The sequence below is a fragment of the Fulvivirga ulvae genome, assembly GCF_021389975.1.
Taxonomy (GTDB): domain Bacteria; phylum Bacteroidota; class Bacteroidia; order Cytophagales; family Cyclobacteriaceae; genus Fulvivirga; species Fulvivirga ulvae.
In genome coordinates, this window is sequence record NZ_CP089981.1 from 4,967,873 (window position 1) to 4,991,662 (window position 23,790).

At 40.9% G+C, this 23,790-nt stretch carries 13 protein-coding genes; 11 read left to right on the forward strand and 2 right to left on the reverse strand.

Features of this window, described 5'->3' with window-relative positions:
- Positions 1–4 precede the first annotated feature (4 nt).
- The 3 genes from LVD17_RS21040 (at position 5) to LVD17_RS21050 (ending at position 2,333) form a co-directional block, all read left to right on the forward strand.
- Positions 5–1,006 (forward strand): RHS repeat domain-containing protein, encoded by a 1,002-nt coding sequence (locus LVD17_RS21040; protein WP_233760987.1) that lies wholly within the window; start codon positions 5–7, stop codon positions 1,004–1,006.
- 28 nt (positions 1,007–1,034) lie between these two features.
- Positions 1,035–1,712, forward strand: a complete 678-nt coding sequence (locus LVD17_RS21045; protein ID WP_233760988.1) for an NADase-type glycan-binding domain-containing protein — start codon at positions 1,035–1,037, stop codon at positions 1,710–1,712.
- 429 nt (positions 1,713–2,141) lie between these two features.
- The gene (locus LVD17_RS21050) at positions 2,142–2,333 is read left to right on the forward strand and encodes a pinensin family lanthipeptide (protein WP_233760989.1); all 192 of its coding nucleotides are present in this window, start codon (positions 2,142–2,144) and stop codon (positions 2,331–2,333) included.
- A gap of 74 nt (positions 2,334–2,407) precedes the next feature.
- Here LVD17_RS21050 and LVD17_RS21055 read toward each other — a convergent pair whose 3' ends face one another.
- A complete protein-coding gene (locus tag LVD17_RS21055; RefSeq protein ID WP_233760990.1) occupies positions 2,408–5,386 on the reverse strand; it encodes a T9SS-dependent choice-of-anchor J family protein in 2,979 nt (992 codons plus the stop codon).
- A 383-nt stretch (positions 5,387–5,769) separates the two neighbouring features.
- On the opposite strand from LVD17_RS21055, the gene LVD17_RS21060 reads away from it, so the two are divergent.
- On the forward strand, positions 5,770–7,044 hold the full coding sequence (locus LVD17_RS21060) for an uL10 family ribosomal protein (protein ID WP_233760992.1): 1,275 nt from the start codon (positions 5,770–5,772) through the stop codon (positions 7,042–7,044).
- 305 nt (positions 7,045–7,349) lie between these two features.
- Positions 7,350–7,529 carry a hypothetical protein gene (locus LVD17_RS21065; protein ID WP_233760994.1) on the forward strand — a complete coding sequence of 60 codons (180 nt, stop codon included), beginning with the start codon at positions 7,350–7,352 and terminating at the stop codon, positions 7,527–7,529.
- A 24-nt stretch (positions 7,530–7,553) separates the two neighbouring features.
- Here LVD17_RS21065 and LVD17_RS21070 read toward each other — a convergent pair whose 3' ends face one another.
- Positions 7,554–8,582, reverse strand: coding sequence for a LacI family DNA-binding transcriptional regulator (locus tag LVD17_RS21070; RefSeq protein ID WP_233760996.1), 1,029 nt, complete (start codon positions 8,580–8,582; stop codon positions 7,554–7,556).
- Between the two features lie 446 nt (positions 8,583–9,028).
- On the opposite strand from LVD17_RS21070, the gene LVD17_RS21075 reads away from it, so the two are divergent.
- From LVD17_RS21075 to LVD17_RS21100, 6 genes are all read left to right on the forward strand, one after another.
- The gene (locus tag LVD17_RS21075) at positions 9,029–12,112 is read left to right on the forward strand and encodes a SusC/RagA family TonB-linked outer membrane protein (protein ID WP_233760998.1); all 3,084 of its coding nucleotides are present in this window, start codon (positions 9,029–9,031) and stop codon (positions 12,110–12,112) included.
- Between the two features lie 12 nt (positions 12,113–12,124).
- On the forward strand, positions 12,125–13,603 hold the full coding sequence (locus LVD17_RS21080) for a RagB/SusD family nutrient uptake outer membrane protein (RefSeq protein WP_233761000.1): 1,479 nt from the start codon (positions 12,125–12,127) through the stop codon (positions 13,601–13,603).
- Between the two features lie 231 nt (positions 13,604–13,834).
- Entirely contained in the window at positions 13,835–17,008 is a 3,174-nt protein-coding gene (locus LVD17_RS21085; RefSeq protein ID WP_233761002.1) for a VCBS repeat-containing protein, read from the forward strand.
- An 88-nt stretch (positions 17,009–17,096) separates the two neighbouring features.
- On the forward strand, positions 17,097–20,315 hold the full coding sequence (locus LVD17_RS21090) for a VCBS repeat-containing protein (protein WP_233761005.1): 3,219 nt from the start codon (positions 17,097–17,099) through the stop codon (positions 20,313–20,315).
- A gap of 6 nt (positions 20,316–20,321) precedes the next feature.
- Positions 20,322–22,328, forward strand: a complete 2,007-nt coding sequence (locus LVD17_RS21095; RefSeq protein WP_233761007.1) for a kojibiose hydrolase — start codon at positions 20,322–20,324, stop codon at positions 22,326–22,328.
- Positions 22,329–22,422: 94 nt separating this feature from the next.
- Positions 22,423–23,763, forward strand: a complete 1,341-nt coding sequence (locus LVD17_RS21100; RefSeq protein ID WP_233761009.1) for a vanadium-dependent haloperoxidase — start codon at positions 22,423–22,425, stop codon at positions 23,761–23,763.
- Positions 23,764–23,790 lie beyond the last annotated feature (27 nt).

Sequence of the window (23,790 nt, forward strand, 5' to 3'; positions counted from 1 at the left end):
CTGAGTGTTCTTTGATGATATGAAGGTGGTGCTCACGGAGAGTAATGTGGTGCAGAAGGATGATTACTATCCATTTGGTCTAACCTTTAACTCGTATAATCGAGTAACTGCAACACCTAATAAATATCTCTACAACGGCAAGGAGAAGCAGAATGAGCTTGATTTAGACTGGCTTGACTATGGTGCTAGGATGTACGATCCTGAAATAGGGCAATGGTATGCAATTGATCCTTTAGCTGAGAATTCTATTAGTATGACACCTTATCATTATGCAGCTAATAATCCAATTATATATATTGATATAAATGGAATGGACTGGTTTTATTATAAAGCTGAGGGAGATGATGATGATAGTTACCATTGGCACGATGGGGATACTTATGAGCATAGTTATTCTTATACTAACGAAGATGGAGAAGAGGTTAATGAAACTATAACATTGGATGGAGCTGAAGCTGTGGTTGTTTTTGATGGTTACACAAAAGAACAACTAGGGAAAGGAAATAATTTATACGGGGAAGGAGCAATACTTGCTGCTGTAACAGTCTATGGACCAGATGGTGCTGATGATATAGAAACCTATAAGGGGTATACTGTAAGTTCGGATCCATCTAAATATGGGGTGGTTGCTGATGGAATACATGATGAAAATTATGATAAAAAAGGAAAATCAGGAGCTTTAAAGTCACACTGGGCGCTTGAAGAGAGAGGAAAAGTGCCAGCTAGGTTTGGTACAAATCCTGCGTTCCCTAATAGAGACCCAGGCTATCTCAATGGTGTTTTTATTCACCGGAGTAATTTGAGCGGATATGCAGGAAGCCCTGTTTCTCAAGGGTGTTTGCTAATTTGCCCTGGGCCAAATAAAGATGGTGCAGATTGGAAGCGTTTTAACGAACAAATGGAGGGAGTTAAAGATTTTAAGGTACATGTTAATAGAAAAATTCATCCAGTAACAGCTTTACAGTTTATGAGGATGATTTTACCTAAAATGAATAACCCTGATTAATTGGTACTTGTTTTGCTATAAATTCATTATGAAAATAAAGTTAGTATTGCTGTTAGTTTTAGGTCTTGGGTTGAAGAACTCTTTTGTTCAAGGTAGTTTAGATATTATAAAATCTCAAGTTGCAAGTGCAAGTGATTATCAATATGCTAATAGCCTTGAGGAATTGCAAAATGGTGAAAGGTGGGGCTTTCATTCAAGATCTTTAGGATCATTAGAAGCATCAAGCTGTTTTGAAAGTCAAGGGGTCAGTAGTTATGATATAAATAATATTGTTGATTTAAACTTAAAAACAGCATGGGTTGAAGGTAAAAATGACTATGGTATCGGAGAGTTTTTTACTTATTCAATAGAGTTTGACCCTGATACTAAGTTTGGAGGTTCAGGTCAATTTTTTGGTAAGTTGGAGGTATTTAACGGCTACTGCAAAAATGAAAAATTATGGGAACAGAACTCTAGAATTAAACAGCTAAAAGTATACTTGAACTCTACCCCATTATGTATTATTGAATTACAAGATACTTGGCAGTATCAAAGTGTTTATATCGGTCATTACTTTAAGAACTTAGCTGCTGACAAGAACCTTGATGCTAAGAACATATTAAAAAATGGGGATAGGTTGAAGTTTGAAATAGTTGAGATTTACCCAGGTACTAAATATAAAGATGTAGCAATCTCCGAATTTTTGGCCGCAGGGGCTCCGAACTAGAATAAGGATTAATATTAGATATATAAAGTCCAGCTTCGGATGGGTTTTTTGTTGGCTTACGAAACCAAATTATCCTTGATATTGGATTTAAGCAGGAAAGCATCCAGCATGGCAAACCCCCTCCTGTCCGTAGTCTTCCGAAGGATGACTACGGACTTTTAAATGAGCACCAGTGTCTGTGACACGGCCTCATAAATTCCGAACCTAATTGTTGTACCGGTATTTCAATATTATTCCGAAAACCCTAATGCCTTATGTTGATGCAGCTTCAACTCTAGATTTTATATATTCTTAACCCTTAATCTACCTTCTTCAAAATCAGCCCAACTCCCGTTCCAACACCAATTATACCTGTATCCAGTGATACCATCTTATCATTTTCAGGGGTAGGTTTGGAAGTATAATTTTCTACATCTAAAACTACTAATTATGAAAAAGCTTAAGATTGAGCAACTTAAAGTGAAAAGTTTTGTCACTGAAATGCCTACCGGTAAAAGTGAAACTGTAAAAGTACAGGGTGGAGCGTCAGCTACTGTTTGTGGTAAACATGAATGCCCTACAGTAGTTACTTTTGGGTACTGGACGTATTGCTGCGAGGATTCAGGTACTTATTGCCAGTAATTACCGCATCAAAAAATAATGAAAAGAGGCTGGATCAAATGATAAGATCCAGCCTCTTTTGATTTTATATGATATTATTCCTTAATAAACTTCCTGGTTACCTTCTGGTCTCCTGAAGTGATCCTGATAAAGTAAGTACCCGGCGTCAGATGCGAAACATCTATTTGCTCGTAAGGGCCTTCCTCGTTAATTTCAGTGACCAGCATGCCGTACATCGAGAAGATCTGAACATTTTCAACCTGATGATCCTTTACAGCAATACTCAGTCTTTCCCGGGTAGGGTTGGGGTATATTTGGAACAGGTCTGTTTCTTCACCGTTGAGTGCATTGGTCCTCAACATCGCAGAAGCAGATTCAATACAAAATTCTGTAGCCTCAGAGCTTCCGAAATTACCACCGGTTACAATCACCCCCTGAGTGCTTGATAAGGTATAAGATCCATTACCATAGCCGCAGCATATACCGTCACCGTAACTGTCGTTAATAGTAAAAGTATAAGTACCTGCTGCCAGTCCGCTGAAGGTTTTGGTCACAGTGGACCCGTCAGGGTTGGCAGTAGAGTAGCTTTCGGAATCTATAGTAGTGCCTGCTGAGTTTTTCAGTGTCCATGAGGTTTCCTGTGGGTAATTGTCAAGCGTGATGCTCAACTCTACGTCACCGGAAACACAGTCTCCGCCGGTACTTCCTATAGAAAGTTCAACATCATCAATAGCAATATCTGCCTGCCAGGTATTTCCCGTGATCCTGTTAAAGCGCAATTGCACACTACCACCAAGGTATGCTGCCAGGTCAATACTGGCGGATTGCCAGCTGTTGCCCTGATTTCCTGTCATACTCCATAAAGAAGTCCATGACTGGCCATCGTCATTGCTGGCTTCCAAGGCTATACTACCCATGTTGGAGGCTCCATACATATGAAATTTGAAATTAAACGAAGCCTGGCTTTCTGAGCTCAAATCAAAACAAGGAGAATTGATGATCGCCTGTTTGTTGGGATAGCCACTACCCGAAGCTTCTACATAAATATAATATGAGCCCTGAGCGGCACTCGATGGCCCGGTACTGCTGGATGGCGTTCCGTTGGCATCCACCGTCCAGTTCAGGTCATCATTGGTAGATTGAGTCCATGCGCCGATGGTGTTTTCAAAACCTTCAGTGTAAGGAAAGGAAGTGATTCCTCCGCTACATCCTGCAGCCGGCAAAGTGGTAATATTGACACTGTTGCTTGCACCTGATTCATTAGTTGCTGCATCCCTTGCCCTTACAGTAAAGGTATAACTTGTGTTTGCCGACAGACCTGTTACCGTATGGCTTGTGCCGCTAACAGTGGTTACCAGAGAGGCACCATTGTAAATATTATACCCTGTAACGCCAACATTATCGGTAGAGGCATTCCAGCTAAGATCAACACTGGATGAGGTTACGTTGGAGGCTGTCAGATTGGTGGGAGCCGTCGGGGGCTCTGTATCGCTGGAGCCTGAACCCAGTTTGAAAGCGACCACATGGCTTCTTCGTACATTGTTACCTTTAAAGTATTCACCAATATGCCAGAAAGTGAGATCATCGAGCGGGTCAACGGTGATCTGGGCGTAGTCACCATACCTGCCATCGCCTCTGTTTTCTTCTGAGTCACCATTGACCACCACCTGTTCACCCTGAGGCATGGTGCCCAGCGGGTCGGCAGCCATCCGGCCTGTATATCTTAAAGAAGTATATACCGTACTACTCACTATGGTATAGCCCATGCCTATATTTCCCTGGCTATCCATAGCAATACTTCCGCAATAAGCACTATGTCCGTCCGGTTGCAGATAAGTACCTTCCTGGTAGATCGTCCAGGGGGCACCGTCACTGGTTTGTCTCAATTCATACCAACGGATACCTGCTCTTGTGTCGTTTCCACTTACATCGACCACAAAGTTCATAACCACGGAATTATGGGTGCCAAACCGGCGGTAGTTCGTCATGTACATCATAGTGGCCTGCAGGGCATCCAGGTCGGGTCCATTCCCGGGTTCATCGAGGTTTTGAAAAGAGCCCCCGTTAAACACACCGTCAAAAGCCGCCGTATTCAGTATCTGGGGAGATGATATAGTGGAGCTGGAAGGAGATGACCAGTTCACATCAGTGGTCCATATTTTTAAATGGTCCTGAGATACGCCCGACCAGGAATCATCCTGCATGTATACTACTGAATGACCTACACCAACAGGAGGGAGGGTCGTGCCAGTTGCATTGAAGCCGCCGGGGCTATAAAAGCCGCTGGTTGTAATCCCTGGTAGCGGAAAGCCTATCATTTGCGCAGATGCACCAGTCAGCATATTGTCCCGTTCCAATGCGAAGATCACCTGGCTTGTGGAGGCACTGTTCTGGTCTTTATTGGCAGTAATGTAATATCCGTCACTCCATATAGACAGCTTTTCGTAGTCAGGGAAAGAACCTGTATTAAAACGGTAAGTATACCATCCGTCGTTTACAGGGTCGGGTCCCTGGCATACGGCAACCAGTATACCGTTTGGAGAATTGCTGAACTCCATGATAATAAACCTGTCGGCAAAATTGTCATAGATTACCACAGGATCACCCAGGGTTTCACCCGGAAACAAAGTGCCCAGTGAAGCCTCCGGAGCCAGAACATTGCCTGACCGGTCAAGTATGCCAAAGCCGCTGTTAAAGGCATAGACATAATGGTTTGGGCCAATGGCACCTGTCGGGTCATTAAGCACCGATCCGATGTGGGCATCGAAGGAAACAATAGGAGCAGCCAGTAGTGTTTCCGCTGCACTTCTTTGAACACTTTTTTGCTTAGCGATCAGGGGATCTTCACCTCTCGGCAAACCTTTGCCTGGAACAAAAGTGTTGGTGCCCCTTCTCTTAGGAGGGGCCACATGCTCAAAGCCTTGTGCAGCAATGATGTTATCCATGGCCGAAAGCGCAGGGATCTCACGTACATACTCGCTGGACGTGAAATATGTTGCCTGATAACTTTGCTGAGCATAAGCTCCAAAGCCGGCAAACAACATAGCACAAAAACATAAAAATTTGATTTTCATAATGATTAGGTTTGGTTGAAAAATTTTATGGGTGAAGTCAAATTAGTACTATTAAGTAAGGCATTTTGTTGAAATGAGACCATTATAGTACGTGTGTGACTTTATGGTGCACAGTTCATGCCTTTTGAGTTCACGGTTGTGTTAGTAAGCAGTGTGTGGTAACCGGTAAAAATTTCGGAGTGAACAGTGAATCAGGTCGGAGGTGGTAGGTAGTGTGTGAGGATTGGAATTTTGAATATTTCTACGAGACTACTATCCCCTTGAGGAAATTATAGGGTTTTAAACCGATAAACACTGAACTGTAAACTGACATCAGAAACTACAGATAATGCTATAAAAAATGTGAGATTAGTATTAAATTTGCAGCTTATCCAAAATATGCTTTGAAAAGATTACTCCTTATACTTTTGCTCTTTTGCTCTTTCATACAATTGAAGGGACAGGATGCCACACCCAAGGACTCTACGTACACCGAAAATGCAATTGCTGATACTACCCTCAATAATAATGAACAGGTTTTATCTGATACGCTAAAAAGTAAGATGGCGGACATAGCACCGGATAGTACGGATGTACAAAGAGCAAAATCGACAGCAAGAAATGCCTTAAAGGATAGCCTTGATAGCCGGATAGCGATTCCGGATGTAGCCATAGACAGTACCACCGCCAGTAAGGCAGGCGATAAAGCAAAACAAGTCGCTAAAGATTCATTGAACCGGTATGTAGATGTGCCCGATATAAAAATTGACTCCACTACTACAGATCAGGTTAAAACCGAGGCTAAGTCCAGGGCCAAAACGGCTTTGGAGGATGAGCTGGGTGAGGAGGTTCCTCAGATTACCATTGACTCAACTACAACAAAACAAGTAAAGGACGCTGCAGTAAAACGTGCAGAAGAGGAATTGAAAGGAACTAAAGAGTATGATGCTATTAACGGACTGGGGGATGACTCTGAGCTTGGACATCTCGAAGACTATAAAAACAAGTTGGAAAGCACGCAGGAGCAACTGAAACAGGCTGCCGCTAAGCAGGAGCTCAAGCAGAAAATGGCCTCCCATGCCAGGGAATACATCACTCAAAATGCTGATAAAATACAGCAGGTGCAGTCGCAAATGGGGGAGATGAAGAAGAAGTATTCCTACATGCCGAACAGCAATGACCTGAGCAGTGCTGTAAAAAGAACTTCATTAAAAGGAGAGTCTCTTTGGGAACGCCTGGTCATAGGTGGTAATTTTAATATTAGTAAAACTAATCCATTGAATGTAGACCTTTCCCCTGCCATAGGTTATAGGATCAATAAGCTTTTTGAGATGGGGGTCACCGGATGCTATCGTAGTCAGTTCAAAACAGACAAACAGGGAGTAAATTCGCAAGTTGGTAAAGAAGTGTATGGCTACAGTGCATTTGCCAATCATATGGTATTTAAAAACTTCTTCGCCTACATGGAAGCTGAGCGCATGAGAACGACCACCACATCCAGCGAAATCCCCAAAAGAGAATGGAAGCAGACCTTATTAATAGGAGTAGGCCGAAAATTCAACGTAGCCAAATGGCTCGAAATGCAGGCACTTGTATTGTTCAACGTCCTTCATGACAATGAAGATGGCCTGTACAACAGTCCCGTTGTGTTTAAAACAGGATTCAGGCTGCGGAAGTGATCTTTTGTTTGGAGCTGGGGTAATCAGTTTTTGCTAATTGAGCATGTTGGAAGTCGGAAGCCCGGAGTCGGAAGTTTGGTGATCGTAAGTATGAACTATGGACAGTAAACAGTAAATCGGGTTATCAGTAAGCACTAAAATTCACCCCTCAAACAAAACTTTCGGGAAAAGACAAAGTAATCACCTTATTATAAGCAGCAAACTGAATTCGAGGTGTTAATCAGTTCGTGTTCAGAGATTGGGGATTATTTCATCGTGCCTCCTCATAATGACGGTGCAGAATGGAATTTCCTTAACCATAATCAGTGAACGGTAATAAAACAGCAAACCACTTCCCGGTAGGGTCTCTCGCAGAGGACTCTACGGTATTCGAAGCTACAATCTTTAATTATGGCAGAAGACCATTGCCGGGAGAGGCGATGCTCAGAGAGGTAACAACCTCTGTTTTAAGGCTATTCTCCTCAGCTTGTGTTACCGAACGGTAAATAAGTAAACAGTAAACTATAAACTTACTTAACTGATGACCCCCTTACTACGAGCTCTGTTTTCAATACTTTTGTCACGGAAGTGATCACCTCATCATCTTTGGCTTCTATGGCTTCTATGAGCAGGCGAGCGGCTTCCTGTCCCATTTCAAATCCTGGCTGAGCTACTGTAGTGATAGTAGGCTCAGTTAACGCAGTAAATCTCCAGTTACTAAAACCTACAATACCAATGTCGTCAGGGATTTTAAGGCCATGCTCTTTAATCGTGATCATGGCTCCGAGTGCTGCGATATCATTATTGGCAAAAATTGCATCGGGCCTTTCATCAAGAGCCAACAGGCGTTTTGTCAGTTCCTTAGCTACATTTTCGTCATCTGATGCATTTTCAGGAAGAATCAGGCTTTCATCTATAGGTAAGCCACATTCTTCAAGTGCTTTTTTATAACCTTCCAGGCGTTGTCTGAACATTTGTAAGCTATTTGGCCCTGCCAGGTGTGCTATTCTTTTATAGCCCTGATCAATTAAGTGCTTTGTAGCCCGGTAACCTCCGTCGAAATCGTCGACAACTACTTTGCTGCAATCTATGGAATCACATACACGGTCATAAAAAACCATCGGGATTCCCCTGTTGTGCAAAAATTCAAAATGAGCGTAGTCGGTGGTTTCCCTTGACATAGATACCAAAATTCCATCTACACGATTATTAAAGAGTGCTTTGGTATCCATTACCTCACGGTCATAAGACTCGTTGCTCTGGGCAACCATCACGCTGTAGCCGGCTGCATAGGCAATATCTTCGATACCACTGATTATGGTTGAAAAAAAGAAATGTACTACCTGGGGTATGACCACACCTATAGTATTACTCTTGCTGCTCCGCAGGCTTAAGGCGATACTGTTGGGTTGATAATTGAGTTTTTCTGCCAGTTCTCTGACCTGCTTTTTTGTTTTCGGGCTAATGTCAGGATGATCCTTCAAAGCCCGCGAAACAGTAGATGGTGAAATATCAAGCTCACGGGCTATGTCTTTAATCGTAATTTGATTACTCTTCATTATAAATCCTTTTATCGCGGCGTTGGTATGAGGCAGAAAACATGATTCTATCTTATGACAGAAGAATAATACGCCATAATTTATTCAACTAATCTCAATGCTACCATTTTTAGCTCAAACTTCCAAGAGCCTCGTTTTGAGGAGGTGATATTATAAAAATCCAAATAGGAGATCATCTCTTAGAAAAGGTCAATTGTTTACAAGCAGCCGAAGATGCATGGTTAATGCAAACGTTTGCGGCGACGTTTTCGATAAAATACGCCCTTTTTTATTAGGAAAAGTGCCCTCTAAATGATTATTATTGGTAAAGGACATACGAGTCTTACCCCATATTTATTGTAAAAAGTACTCATAATCAGGGGTAAGTGTGTGTCATGTATAGGACCAGTAATAAATATGTGACATGAAATAATACAAATTTTATTCTTTTTTAAATCTAACCCCCTATGAAGAAAATTTTACTACTATTTTCGGTTATGTTGGTCAGTTATGGTAGCATACTGGCTCAGCGTACAGTGACAGGTAAGGTCACCGATCCCGGCGACGGATCGCCATTGCCAGGTGTTAATATTCTGGAGAAAGGTACCAACAATGGTACCGTTACTGATATAGACGGTAACTACTCAATATCGGTAAATGATAATGCCACACTCATCTTTTCCTTTATCGGATATAAAAACCAGGAAGTGGTCGTTGGATCTCAGAGTACAATTAACCTGGAACTTGAAAGCGATATTACACAACTCTCTGAAGTTGTGGTTATTGGTTATGGAGAAATAGAAGCAAAAGATGCTACGGGCTCCGTAACCACAATTAAACCAGAAGACTTTAATCAAGGTGTAATTGCATCCCCAGAACAATTGATTCAAGGTAGAACTGCAGGAGTCCAAATAACAGGAGCTAGTGGGGAACCAGGCGCAGGTTCTACAATTAGAATTAGAGGAAATTCATCGATCAGGAGTGGCAATGGTCCTTTGTTTGTTGTTGATGGAGTCCCATTAAGTGGAGGAGATGTAACTGCGTCGGGTCAAGATGTCAGCTTTGGAACATCTTCTGCGAGAAATCCTTTGAATTTCATTAACCCTAATGATATTGCGAGTATTGATATATTAAAGGATGCATCTGCGACAGCCATTTATGGTTCCAGAGGGGCAAATGGTGTTGTTATAATAACTACAAAAAGTGGTAAAGGAAAGAAGCCGACACTAGACTACTCAGCTTTAGCTAGTTTCAGCAAGGTTGCACAAGAGTATGATTTGCTTGAGCCAGACGCTTACCTTGCCGGTGCTGCTGCCTTAGGAGCCGATGCAAATGCTCTGGACATGGGATCAGAAACCGATTGGCAGGATGAGATTTTTAGAACCGGCATCTCTCAATCTCATAATTTATCTTACGGAGGAGGGGCCGGTAATGGTGATTTTAGAGTTTCTCTTAGCTATTTTGATCAGGAAGGTATCATTGAAGAAAGTGGGTTGAAAAGATATACAGCACGCTTTAATGGGAGTCAGAATTTTTTTGACGATAAACTCCGTGTAAGTGGACAATTTACATTGGCGGATATAAGGGACGAAAATGTTCCAATTACCAATAATTCCGGATTTGAAGGTGATCTTATTGGAGCAATGATATCTGCAAATCCCACACGACCTGTCTTTAATCCTGATGGTAGTTATAATCAACCGGGTACTGATCAACTAAACCCAGTTGCCTTACTGGCTTTGAGTGAAGACAACACAAAGACGCTGCGACTTTTGGGAAGTTTTTCCGGTGAATATAAAATTATCCCAGAGCTGTCATTCAAAACTAACATTGGCTTTGATAGGTCTACCTCATCCAGAAAGGCAGCTTATTCCAGAGATTTAGTCGCCAATGGAATTGCTGGACCAAAGGATAGCGATGGAGATGGAGATGTTGACTATTTAGGAGGTCGTGCAAGTTTTGTAGATATAATCAGTGATAATCGATTGATTGAGAATTATTTGTCTTACAATAAGGAGCTAAATGCCGATAGTAAGATAAGTGCAATTTTAGGTTACTCATATCAATCTTTTGAAGCGGAGACAAAGGTTCTTAATGCGCAGAACTTCAGGACTAGTGACCTGGATATCATGTTGAACAATCTGGCTTCTGTAGACTTGTTCAGATCTGAGAATATTGATGATACCAGACAGGATTTCCCATATAACAAAGTACCGCTTATAGCCAATACCACCAGAACGAAGGATGCAATACAATCTTTCTTTGGTAGGATAAACTACAATTTTATGGACAGGTACTTGTTAACGGCCACTTTAAGGGCTGATGGATCGACAAGATTTGGGGAAAATAATAAGTATGGCTATTTCCCATCTTTTGCTGCGGCATGGAGGATTTCAGATGAAAGTTTTGCGCCTGCAGTCTTCTCTGATTTAAAGTTAAGAGTAGGGTATGGTATTACTGGTAATCAGGAGATACCAAATAATCAGGTCATACAACGACAGCGCTATGCAGACTTTGGCTTTAATGATAATGGAGAGATAACCGGTGGAGCACTGGGAGATGTGGCATTTGCCAACCCTGATTTGAAATGGGAAACGACTGGACAATTAAATGTTGGTATTGATTATGGTTTTGTTGATAACAGGATCAGAGGTTCATTAGAATACTATTATAAGAAAACTAATGATTTGTTAATTCAGGTGACAAGTGCTCAACCTGCGGCTCAGCCGTTTGTTTATACTAATCTTGATGCTGATATAATTAATAAAGGTCTGGAGTTTTCTGTAGAAGCAGATGCTGTTACATCCAGTGATTTTTCCTGGACTGTAATAGCCAATTTTGCCTACAATAAAAATACAGTCGAGAATTTTAATAGTATTATTAATACTGGCGTTATTAATGGGCAGGGTTTAACCGGGGCGTACGCACAAAGAATTGCAGACGGGCAGCCGTTGTTTGCTTATTTTTTACGTGATTTTGTAGGGTTTGATGAAAATGGTCAATCTATTTATGCAGATGGAGATTTTCAACAGTTTACCGGAGATAGCCCACTTCCTAAATTGACAGCAGGGTTTACTAATCGGTTTGGCTATAAAAATTTCGACCTGAGTATCTTCTTTACAGGTCAGTTTGGTCATAAAATATATAACAACACTGCCAATGCATACTTTACGGCTGGTGCTTTGGGCAACGGCAGAAACGTTTCGGAGGAAGTTTTAAGTAGTGGAGAATCTAACCTTAATGCACCAGATGTATCGACAAGGTTTTTGGAGGACGGTGATTTTGTGAGATTAGAAAACCTTACTTTGGGATACAACTTTAATGTTTCGAATGTATCTGCTATTAATAGTCTTAGGTTATTTATGACAGCTCAGAACTTGTTTGTAATAACTGATTATAGTGGACTTGACCCAGAAGTCAATACAGATAAAACCTTAGCTGTGGCAGATGGAGCAAGTGGAGTACCCGCAGGGGTACCTTCTCTCGGTATTGATTATACATCTTACCCCAGAGCAAGAACTATTTCTTTCGGGCTTAATGTTACATTCTAAGATATCAACGTTATGAAAAATATAATTGACATTTCAAAATTATTACTAATTGTTGGCAGCTTTAGCTTTATTGTAGGCTGCTCCGATTTGGAAACAGAGTTAACCGATTCAGTTCCTGTTGAAACTGAATCGGGAGAGTTTGAAGGAGATCCAACAGAATTATTAAGTTCTGCCTATAATCGTTTAGGTAGGTTTCCAGACCAAACAAACATATATGCCCTCATGGAGCACACTTCTGATGAGATGATCGGGCCTACCAGGGGTACGGATTGGGGTGACAACGGGATCTGGAGAACACTCCATGCACATACATGGGATGCTACTCATGCTTATGTTCTAGGCTCATGGAATGACCTTAATACTGGGGTCTTCACCTGTAATCAAGTATTGGCATCTAATCCAAGTGCCAATCAGGCAGCACAGGCTAAATTTCTAAGAGCCTTTTATATGTTTTATATTATGGATTTCTATGGGCAGGTTCCTTTTAGAGGAGTTAACGATGGAGTGGAAGTTAGCCCGGAAGTATTTAACAGAGAAGAAGCTTTTAATTTTATCGTAAAAGATTTAACTGAAGCGTTACCAGATTTGGCAGATGGGAATTCTACGGCAACAACCGAGGCAAATAAAGCAACTGCTCATGCACTATTGGCTAAGTTATATCTGAATAAAGCTGTCTATTTTGCTGACAATCCTGCCGGACCATATACCTTTGATGCTGCAGATATGAATAAAGTGATTGAGCATGCTGATGCTGTTACTGCTGCTGGATATACCCTCGAAACTGGTAACTATTTTGATATTTTCGCAACACCTGTTTCCTCTGAAATTATATTTACCAGCCCGGAAGGAAGTCCTGAAAATAGATTCAGGATGACCCTACACTATAATCAAACTCCTGATGGGTGGAATGGTTTTACTACGCTTGCCGATTTTTATAACAAGTTTGAGTCTGATGAACAAAGGATTGGAGAAGTTCGAACAACCGGCTTGGGAACAGGGTTTCTTATAGGTCAGCAATATGGCCCTGATGGGACTGCATTAAAAGATAGAGGAGGCAATCCCTTGGTTTTTACTCCTGAGATTGATCTTGCCGGGAATAATGAGAGAGCGGGAATCAGAGTTATTAAATACCATCCCAGTGATGCCGGAGATTATATTTTATTCAGATATGCTGATGTTTATCTCATGAAACTGGAGGCTATTTTACGAGGAGGAACCCCTACTATGGCACAAACAGCTCAGAGTATGTTGGACGATTTGAGAACAATTCGAGGAGCCAGTGCCCTTACTGTTTCATTAGATGTAATACTTGATGAAAGGGGAAGAGAGCTTTATTGGGAAGGCTGGAGAAGGAACGATCAAATTCGTTTTGGAACCTTTACTACTACATGGGAAGAGAAAGAAGTAACAGATAGCCACAGGGTATTATTTCCAATACCACAACAAGCCCTGGATTCAAACCCCAATCTTGAGCAAAATACAGGTTATTAAAACTCAAATGATATGATAGAATAGAGCAAGTAGCTTATTAGGTTACTTGCTTTATTTTTTGATTTTTATCATTTTGATGATAAAAGTATTATCTATATGTATAGACTGTGCACATTAGCTTATTTCACAATTTTATTAGTATCATGCAGCACTCCAGAATCAGATAAAAAGAAAACTACTCTTTTTACCCCTATAAGTCACGAAACCAGCGGACTGTTATTTGTAAATAAATTGGAGTTAACAAAAGATCTTGATGTATTTCGATACAGAAACTATTATAACGGGGGAGGGGTAGCTATTGGAGATATTAATAATGATAATCTTCCGGATGTATACTTATCTGCGAATATGCAATCCAATCGACTTTTTATTAATAAGGGTGGTTTTAGGTTTGAAGACATCACTGAATCATCAGGAACGGGTGGTAGTAAGGAGTGGTCCACAGGAGTGAGCATGGCAGATGTTAACGGAGATGGTTTATTAGATATTTATGTCTGTAATTCAGGAGATGTAAAAGGCGGGAAAAGAGAGAATGAGTTGTTTATAAACAATGGGGATTTGACCTTTACTGAAAAGGCAGAGGAGTATGGCCTGGCTGACAAAGGATTTAGCACCCATGCAGTATTTTTTGATTTTGACCAGGATGGTGACCTGGATTGTTATGTTTTGAATAATTCATTTAGGCCTGTGTCCTCACTCGGGCTTGAAAATATTCGACATGTAAGAGATAGCACTGGTGGTGATAAACTGTATAGAAATGATAATGGTAAATTCGTCGACATTAGTCAGCAGGCAGGTATTAATGGTAGTGTTATTGGTTTTGGATTGGGGGTGACCATAACAGATGCTAACCTTGATGGCTGGATGGACCTTTATATTTCAAACGACTTTTTTGAGAGGGATTACCTCTACATTAATCAAAGGGATGGAACTTTTCAGGATGAGTTGCCATCGAGAATAGACCATATTAGCCAGTTCTCGATGGGGACAGATGCTGCTGATTTAAATAATGACGGAGCTCCGGATATTTTTGTTACGGATATGCTACCTGCAACAGATGAACGGTTGAAATCTACTACGAATTTTGAGAATTATGATAAACACCAATTGATGCTGGCTAATGATTACTATGAGCAGTTTATGCGTAATACTCTGCAGCTAAATAATGGTAGAGGAGGGTTTGTTGAGGTAGGACAATATGCTGGTGTGCATGCCACTGACTGGAGTTGGGGCACTCTTATTGCTGATTTTGATAATGATTCCAGAAAAGAAGTTTTTGTGACAAACGGAGTTTATAGAGATGTCACGGACCAGGACTTTATTGATTTTTTAGCCAGTGAAGAAAACCTGGTAACTGCAATGAGGCAAGAGACAGTTGATTTTGAAAAATTGGTGGAAAAAATGCCTTCAAACCCTATCTCAAACTACATGTTCAAAAGTGATTCGCTTTTACATTTTGAAGATGTAGCAGAAGACTGGGGCTTATCCGTCCCTTCCCATTCAAATGGAGCTGCTTATGGTGATCTTGATAATGATGGTGATTTAGACCTGATAGTTAATAATGTTAACCAGGAATTATTTGTATATAGAAACAATGCCAATGAAACCAATAGCAGGAACTATCTGAAAGTAAGGTTCAAAGGGGAGAAAGGTAATGTTTTTGGTGTCGGCGCAAGAGTTGAAATCTATCATGATAACATCAGGCAGATGCTGGAAAACGTTCCTACAAAGGGGTTTCAGTCTTCTATGAATTATGAGGCTTTATTTGGTGTAGGTAGTGCTACATCAATCGATAGTGTTATAGTCTATTGGGGTCAAGGTAAGAGGCAGTTGATGATAAATGTACCAGCTAATCAGCAAATAACACTTGATGTAGCAGATGCCAGGCCATTTGGTAAAGATTCAACCCAAAGGAAATCATTGTTTAGTCAGGTTAATGTGGATTTAACCCCAAAATATAAACACATTGAAAATGGGTATGTAGACTTTGATCGTGAACGCCTCATTTATCATATGCTTTCAAAAGAAGGACCGGCCCTTGCCGTAGGTGATGTTAATAGAGATAGTCTTGATGATTTTTATATAGGTGGGGCTTTAGGACAGGCGGGAAGGCTATACATTCAAAATAGACAAGGTGGTTTTAGTGCTGCAAATATTCCAGCCTTTGAAAAGGACAAAAATTCAGAGGATGTTGATGCTATTCTATTTGATGCAAATGGTGACGGAAAGCTTGATTTATATGTAGTAAGTGGAGGGTATGAGTTTAGGGAGCATTCTATGGAATTACAAGATCGGTTATACCTGCAAAAGGGTGATGGTAGAAATATAACCTATGAAAAATCGACTGAGGGTTTACCGCGTTTATATGATATGGGCTCATGTGTGAGGGTCGGTGATTATGATAGTGATGGGGATTTAGACCTTTTTATAGGTGGTCGTGCTACTCCAGGTAATTATGGTTCTGCAGGTAGTAGTCGTATTTTACAAAATGACGGGACGGGCAAGTTTGATGATGCCACGGCAAGAGTTGCTCCCAGATTGGCAAATTTGGGGATGGTAACAGCAGGAGCTTGGGTTGATATTGATAATGATAATGATCTGGATCTTGTGGCAGTTGGAGAGTGGCTGCCTTTGACAATATTCAAGAACAATGGAGCCAACCTTGAACGTTTGTCTAATGTGCCAGGTCTTGCCAATTCTAATGGCTGGTATCAATCGGTAATCGCTTCTGATGTAAACGGTGATGGAGAGGTGGACTTATTGCTTGGGAATTGGGGACTAAACTCAAAGTTTAGCGCTTCAGTAGACCATCCGTTTACGCTATTTGTTAACGATTTTGACAATAATAAAACCGTCGATCACATATATGCATATTATGAAGGTGATAAGCAATATCCAACCGCTTTAAAGAATGACCTGATAAAGCAGTTACCTCATTTAAAGAAAAAATTCACCTATTTCAAAGATTATGCAGGAAAAACTATTCAGGAAGTTTTTAGTCAGGAAGAGCTGGAGAAGGCTGTTAAACTAGAAGTACATAATTTCCAATCAGTTATAGTCTTAAATAATGGAGATGGTTCATATAGTATCTCTCCATTACCTCAGGAAACCCAATATTCTCCTGTATTTGATATTTATGAGCAGGATTTTAATCATGATGCTATTAATGAATACCTTTTTACCGGAAACTTCTCAGGAGTAAAACCCGAGGAGGGTAAATATACAGCTAATCATGGTGTTATGCTTAATTCTGATTCCTCTGGGCTTCTGGAATTTTCAGGATTTAACATAGGGTTAAATATCAAAGGAGAAGTAAGAGCTACGCGCAGTCTGAGAACCATCGGAGAAAAGAAACTACTAATAATTGCAAAAAATGATAATGAATTGGAATTCTATACATATTAAGCACTTTTTATCAAGTGCAGTTACACTTATTATTATCAGTATTTGTAGTTGTACAAAACAGGATACCGGCTCTACTTATTTTAAATTAATGGAACCGGAAAGAACAGGTGTGAATTTTACTAATTCACTCGAGGAAACACCACAACTTAATATTTTCACCTATCTCTATTTTTACAATGGAGGAGGTGTTGCTGCAGGTGATTTAAATGGAGATGGTTTGGCGGACTTATATTTTACTTCTAACCAACATGAAAATCATCTTTATCTCAATAAGGGAAATTTTAAGTTTGAAGATATAACATCCATTTCAAAAGTTGCCGGACATAAAGGCTGGACTACAGGTGTGACAATGGCTGATGTCAATGGAGATAGCAGGCTTGATATTTATGTTAGCCAGTTGGGAGATTATCAGAATATCAGAGGTAGAAATCAACTTTATATCAATAAAGGAAATGATGAAAAAGGAAGACCTATCTTCAGTGAAGAAGCAAAAAAATATGGTCTTGATTTGGTAGGTTTTTCAACACAGGCAGCTTTTTTTGATTATGATTTGGATGGAGACCTGGATATGTACATGCTTAATCATTCAGTGCATTCAAATGGTACCTTTGGAAAATCTACTATTCGTGATGAATACCACCCTCTTGCCGGGGACAAACTCATGAGAAATGATAATGGAAAATTTGTCGATGTTACAAGAGAAAGTGGTATTTATAGCAGTGCTTTAGGTTATGGATTGGGGATAGGATTTGGTGATGTTAATTGGGATGGCTTTCCGGATATTTATATAGGCAATGATTTTCATGAAAATGACTATCTATATATCAACAATGGTGATGGTACCTTTAGTGAGCAACTGGGGAACCAGATAAATCATACAAGCCGTTTTTCTATGGGTAATGATGTGGCCGATTTTAATAATGATGGACTTCCAGATATCTTATCCCTGGATATGCTACCTGAAGATCCCGTAATGTTGAAAGCCTCAGCAGCCGAAGACCCCTTTAATATCTATAACTATAAATTGAAGTATGGTTATGGACACCAATTTGCACGAAATACACTTCAGCTTAACCTCGGGAATAATAATTTTAGTGAGATTGGTTTACTGGCCGGTGTAGCTGCTACAGATTGGAGCTGGTCAGGGCTGTTGGCAGATCTTGATCTTGATGGGTATAAGGATATATACATAGCCAATGGGATAAAGCGCAGATCTAATGACTTGGACTATATCAACTACATATCGAGTGAGGCTATTCAGCATCGTTTGGAGGGAGACATAAGCAATGAAGATTTGGCATTAATCGAACAGATGCCAGTGGTTAAAATACCCAATTACGTGTTTAAAAATAAGGGTGATCTAACGTTTAAAAATGTATCGAAAGAGTGGGGGCTTAACCAGGAATCATTTTCGAATGGAGCGGCTTATGTAGACCTTGATAATGATGGCGATCTTGACCTTGTGACAAACAATGCGGATCAACCTGCTTTTATCTACAAAAACAGTGCTGCCGATAAAAAAAATAACAACAATAACTATCTTAAAATTAGGCTAGAGGGAGAAGGGGGAAATACACAAGGTATTGGTGCTAAGGTCATTATCCCCCTGTCGAATGGACAGAAAATAGTCAATGAGGTATACACTACCAGAGGGTACCAGTCAGCAGTGCCTGCAAATATAGTAATAGGACTTGGCGATAAATCTACAGTTGATTCACTAATTGTCATTTGGCCGGATCATTCCTTCGATGTGAAACTAAAAGTTAAAGCCAATCAGGAACTCATTATAAAACAAACAGAGGCAAAAGGAAGGTATAGCTATAAGGGGCAGGAAAACCTAGCGTTACTGTCTGATATTACAGATAGTTTGAAAATTAACTACAAGCATGAAGAAAATAAATATATAGAGTTCAATAGGGAGGCTCTGATACCTCACATGTCATCTACTGAAGGTCCGAGAATCGCTGTTGGAGATGTAAATGGAGATGGAAAAGATGATTTTTTTATAGGAGGAGCGAAACGGCAGCTAGCTAAATTATTTATTCAGGCTTCAAATGGTTTCGAAGTTTCTGAACAGGCGATTTTCCGCTTGGACAGCCTTAGTGAAGATATTGGTGCTGAGTTTATTGATGTTGATAATGATAATGATCTTGATCTGGTTATAGTTAGTGGAGGTAACGAGTTTAGATCTCATGATAACCCATTACAATTGAGGCTATATACCAATGATGGAAGAGGTCAGTTTTCAAGAAAGAAGGAAGCATTTGAAAATATCTTTTTAACAGGTTCAATAGTTAAAAAATGTGATTTTGATAAAGATGGAGACCAGGATGTATTTGTAGGAGGGAGAGTTGTGCCTTGGAATTATGGCTTTACCCCTGAGAGTTTTCTACTTGTTAATGATGGAAAAGGAAACTTCTCAGATTTAACACCGCCAGGATTAAAAGAGGTAGGCATGGTTAAAGATGCTGCTTGGGCAGATATGGATGGTGATGGCTTTGATGATTTAATTGTTGTTGGAGAATGGTTCCCGGTAACTGTTTTTCTGAACAAAGATGGTCAGTTGAGTCAAAATAATGCTGTTTCAATAGAAAATTCTAATGGATGGTGGAATGCCATTCAAGTGGATGATGCTGATAGTGACGGGGATTTAGATCTTATCTGTGGTAATCTGGGTCTTAATTCTAAATTAAAAGCCTCAATAAAGGAGCCTGTTGATTTGTATGTCAAGGATTTTGATGGTAATGGAAAGGTAGATCATCTGCTTTATCATTATAAAAATGGTAAAAGATATCTTTTTGCAACTAAGGATGAATTAGGAAGCCAACTTACTGCCATAAAGAGTAAATATGTTAGCTACGCCGAGTTTGCTAAAGCCAAAAATGAAGAAATAATACCTGTGAATCAGCTTGAGGGTGCTGCTAAGTTAAGTGCGGTTGAATTTAGATCTGGTATCTTTATTAATAACGGTGATATGTCTTTCAAATTTGAGCCCTTACCTACTGAAGCTCAAATGGCTCCAATTAGTGCATTCAATCTTATTGACTACAATGCAGATGGGCAAAATGATTTGCTTGCAGGAGGTAATTATTTTGATGTGAATATTCAAAGAGGTCGATATGATGCGAGCTACGGACTTTTATTAAAAAACACTAATGGAAAATTTATTGCCGTGCCTAATGCACAGTCTGGCCTGGAAATAAAAGGACAAATTCGAGATATCAAAAAGATAAAAGTAGGAGATAGAGAGATCATCCTTGTGGCAAGAAATGATGAGTCAATAAGGGTTTTAACGCTTAAAAAATAGTGATCAATGAAAAACCTGATAGCCGTTTTAATAATCCTTCATACAATTAATGTAAACGCTCAATCCCCCGAAAAATCACCGTGGCACATTGTAGCCAAAGACATCGATCCCAATAATTACTATGGAGTTACAATAGCCAATGGTATGGTCGGCATAGTTTCCTCTCCCGAGCCCATGAAAGTCTCGGATGTGGTGCTTAATGGCGTTTATGACTACTATCAGAGAGGCAGGGTTTCCAATATCCTCAAAACCTTCAACCATGTGAACATGAACCTCGATGTAGATGGCAGAAGAGTAACTGCCGGAGGTATAAGTAACTACCGTCAGGTATTGGATATGAAAAAAGCTGTACTGACCACTACTTTTGATGTAGGTGATAAAGTAAGTGTGGAGCATACCATGATGTCGTTAAGGCATTTGCCATATACCGCACTGACAGTGGTTAAAATCAAAGCCAAAAAAGTAGTTGAAGTGGTGCCTATGAGCGTAATAGAAGCGCCAATCCATTTGGTTGATGTGAGAAATTACTACAGCGAAATAGACCGTCCTCATGTGAAAGTACCCTTGCTTACTTCCGTAGCACAAAGCCCTTCAGGCAAACACAAAGTGGCTGCCAGCAACAGTTTTATCTTCCCTGATAAACATGGCCAGGAACCAGATATTATCCATGAAGATTGGGACTACAACATGCACCTGACAAAATTTTATAAAAAGCTGAAAGCCGGTGAATCGTATGAATTTTCAATTGTCTCCTCAGCCGTTTCTAGTGAGCACTACGAAGACCCTCACAATGAAGCAGAAAGGCTGACTATCTTCGCTATGTTGGAAGGAAAAGAAAGGTTGTTGAGGCGTCATGAGGCAGCCTGGGAAGAGCTTTGGCAAAGTGACATAGTTATTGAAGGAGAGCTGCAGGTACAAAAAGATGTACGTTCGGCTCTTTATCATTTATATTCCTTTGCCCGGGAAGGTACTGCCTATAGCCTGTCACCAATGGGCTTATCGGGTTTGGGCTACAATGGCCACGTATTTTGGGATACCGAAATGTGGATGTACCCTCCTTTATTGATATTACAGCCCGAAATTGCTAAATCTTTACTCGAGTATAGGTTTCAGAGACTGGATGCTGCCAGGCAAAACGCCTTCGCCCATGGGTATGATGGAGCCATGTATCCGTGGGAGTCATCTGATGACGGTTCGGAAGACACACCTGTATGGGCTTTGACAGGTCCCTTTCAGCATCATATCAGTGGCGATGTTGGCTGGGCTTTCTGGAAATACTACCAGGTTACCCGTGACAAGGAGTGGCTCAGGACAAGGGGCTATCCCGTGCTGAAAGAAGTGGCTGATTTCTGGACCAGCAGGGTGGAAAGAAACGGGCCGGGGCAGTATGACATTAAAAATGTGATCGGGGCGAATGAGTGGCAGGAAAATATCGACAACAATGCCTTTACCAACGGTATGGCCAAAGTGACCCTCAGGTATGCAACGGAGGCGGCAAAAGCCCTTGGTGTCCAACCCGATCCGGACTGGATGCATGTGGCAGAGAATATCCCTCTTTTGCAATTTCCCGATGGGACTACAAAGGAAAATGCAACTTACAATGGTGAAACGATTAAGCAGGCTGATGTTAATTTACTTGCCTTTCCGCTTGATGTAATTTCGGATGAAGCACAGATAAGAAAGGATTTGAAGTACTATGAACCAAGGATGGCCGCTGACGGACCGGCAATGGGACAGTCCGTGCTGGCAGCACTTTATGCCAGGCTGGGGGATATGGACAAAGCCTATGAGCTTTTTCTGAAAAGCTACAGGCCGAATGAAGTACCGCCATTTGGTGTTATTTCAGAGACAGCAGGCGGTACGAACCCTTACTTTGCCACCGGAGCCGGAGGCATGCTTCAGGCAGTACTTTCCGGATTTGGCGGTTTGGAAATAACGGATGAAGGTATAGAGCAAAAGGATAAGCACGTACCTAAACAATGGAAATCCCTGGAAATAAAAGGGTGGAAGTAAAGAAACAATGGTTCAAGTCTTTAGCGCAGCGGTGACTCGGACCTTACACTAACGAAGTCTTCTGACTTCAGCTAAGATTTAAAATAAAGAAGTTATGTTTAAAAAGTATTTTTTGGTCTTAATGATGATCGTGGCAGTTTCCTGTCGTGATTCGAAGCAGGATGTATCTATTGAAGCAGACAAGCTTCACGATTCTATGCAGTTACTTAGTGATGTTATCGTCCATGATATCTTTTCGCCACCCGTTGCAAGCCGGATCTATGCCTATACAAGCATAACAGCGTATGAAATTTTGGCCCAAAATGATTCGAGCTACCGATCATTGGCGGGCCAGCTTAATGGTCTGGAAAGCATACCGGAACCTACAGCAGTAGTTGACTATGATGTAGCTGCTGTTGAGGGGTTTCTTTTAGCATCCAGAAAGCTGATCTTTTCAGAAGATAAGATCGAAGAGTATCGTCAGCAATGGCATAAGGAACTGCTTGATATGGGACTGGATAAGGCTATTTATGATAACTCATTAGCCTATGCCCAGCAGGTTGTAGATCATATTTTTAAATGGGCTGATAAAGATAACTATAAAGAAACCCGTACCTTCCAGAAGTACTCTCTCAGCGATGACCCTGATAAGTGGCAGCCAACGCCACCGGCTTATATTGAAGCCATCGAACCCCACTGGGCTAAAATCAGACCGTTCATTATCGATTCAGCCTCTCAGTTTAAGCCAGAGCCTCCAACGGCGTACGACATGACTGAGGGAAGTCCGTTCTATAAAGAAGCTTATGAGGTTTATGAGACAGGAAAAAAGCTCGATGCAGAACAAAGGGAAATTGCCAGCTTCTGGGACTGCAACCCGTATGTAATGAACGTACACGGTCACGTGATGTTTGCTACCAAAAAAATTACCCCTGGAGGCCACTGGATAGGTATAGCAAAAATTGCCAGCCAGGTATCGCAGGCGGACCTGATGAAAAGCTCACAAGCCTATGCACTTACCTCCATTGCCCTTGCTGATGGGTTTATCAGCTGTTGGGACGAGAAATACAGAAGTAACCTGGTACGTCCCGAAACTGTGATCAACAAATTTATCGATGAGGATTGGGCCCCTTTGCTGCAAACACCGCCTTTTCCCGAATACTCCAGCGGCCATAGTGTTATCTCAGGAGCTGCGGGCGTAGCGCTAACCTCCATTTACGGAGAGTCTTTCCATTTTACTGACAGCACTGAGGCCAAATACGGCCTGGCAATCAGAGAATTTGATTCATTTACAGAGGCTTCCGACGAGGCTGCGATCAGCAGGCTTTATGGAGGCATACACTATATGCCGGCCATTAGAAATGGTGTGAAGCAGGGCAGAGCATTGGGACGGTTTGTTGTTGAAAATATTCAAATGACCAAACCCGAAGAAAAACCTAAAGCGACGGCCAGCAAATAAATCCTGACCATATTTAAAATAAGACCA

What these genes read in the sequence shown, in the direction of transcription:
- LVD17_RS21045 (WP_233760988.1), top strand. Translation starts at nt 1,035, where the DNA reads ATGAAAATAAAGTTAGTATTGCTGTTAGTTTTAGGTCTTGGGTTGAAG.
- LVD17_RS21050 (WP_233760989.1), top strand. Translation starts at nt 2,142, where the DNA reads ATGAAAAAGCTTAAGATTGAGCAACTTAAAGTGAAAAGTTTTGTCACT.
- LVD17_RS21055 (WP_233760990.1), bottom strand. Translation starts at nt 5,386, where the DNA reads ATGAAAATCAAATTTTTATGTTTTTGTGCTATGTTGTTTGCCGGCTTT.
- LVD17_RS21070 (WP_233760996.1), bottom strand. Translation starts at nt 8,582, where the DNA reads ATGAAGAGTAATCAAATTACGATTAAAGACATAGCCCGTGAGCTTGAT.
- LVD17_RS21075 (WP_233760998.1), top strand. Translation starts at nt 9,029, where the DNA reads ATGAAGAAAATTTTACTACTATTTTCGGTTATGTTGGTCAGTTATGGT.
- LVD17_RS21080 (WP_233761000.1), top strand. Translation starts at nt 12,125, where the DNA reads ATGAAAAATATAATTGACATTTCAAAATTATTACTAATTGTTGGCAGC.
- LVD17_RS21090 (WP_233761005.1), top strand. Translation starts at nt 17,097, where the DNA reads ATGGAACCGGAAAGAACAGGTGTGAATTTTACTAATTCACTCGAGGAA.
- LVD17_RS21095 (WP_233761007.1), top strand. Translation starts at nt 20,322, where the DNA reads ATGAAAAACCTGATAGCCGTTTTAATAATCCTTCATACAATTAATGTA.
- LVD17_RS21100 (WP_233761009.1), top strand. Translation starts at nt 22,423, where the DNA reads ATGTTTAAAAAGTATTTTTTGGTCTTAATGATGATCGTGGCAGTTTCC.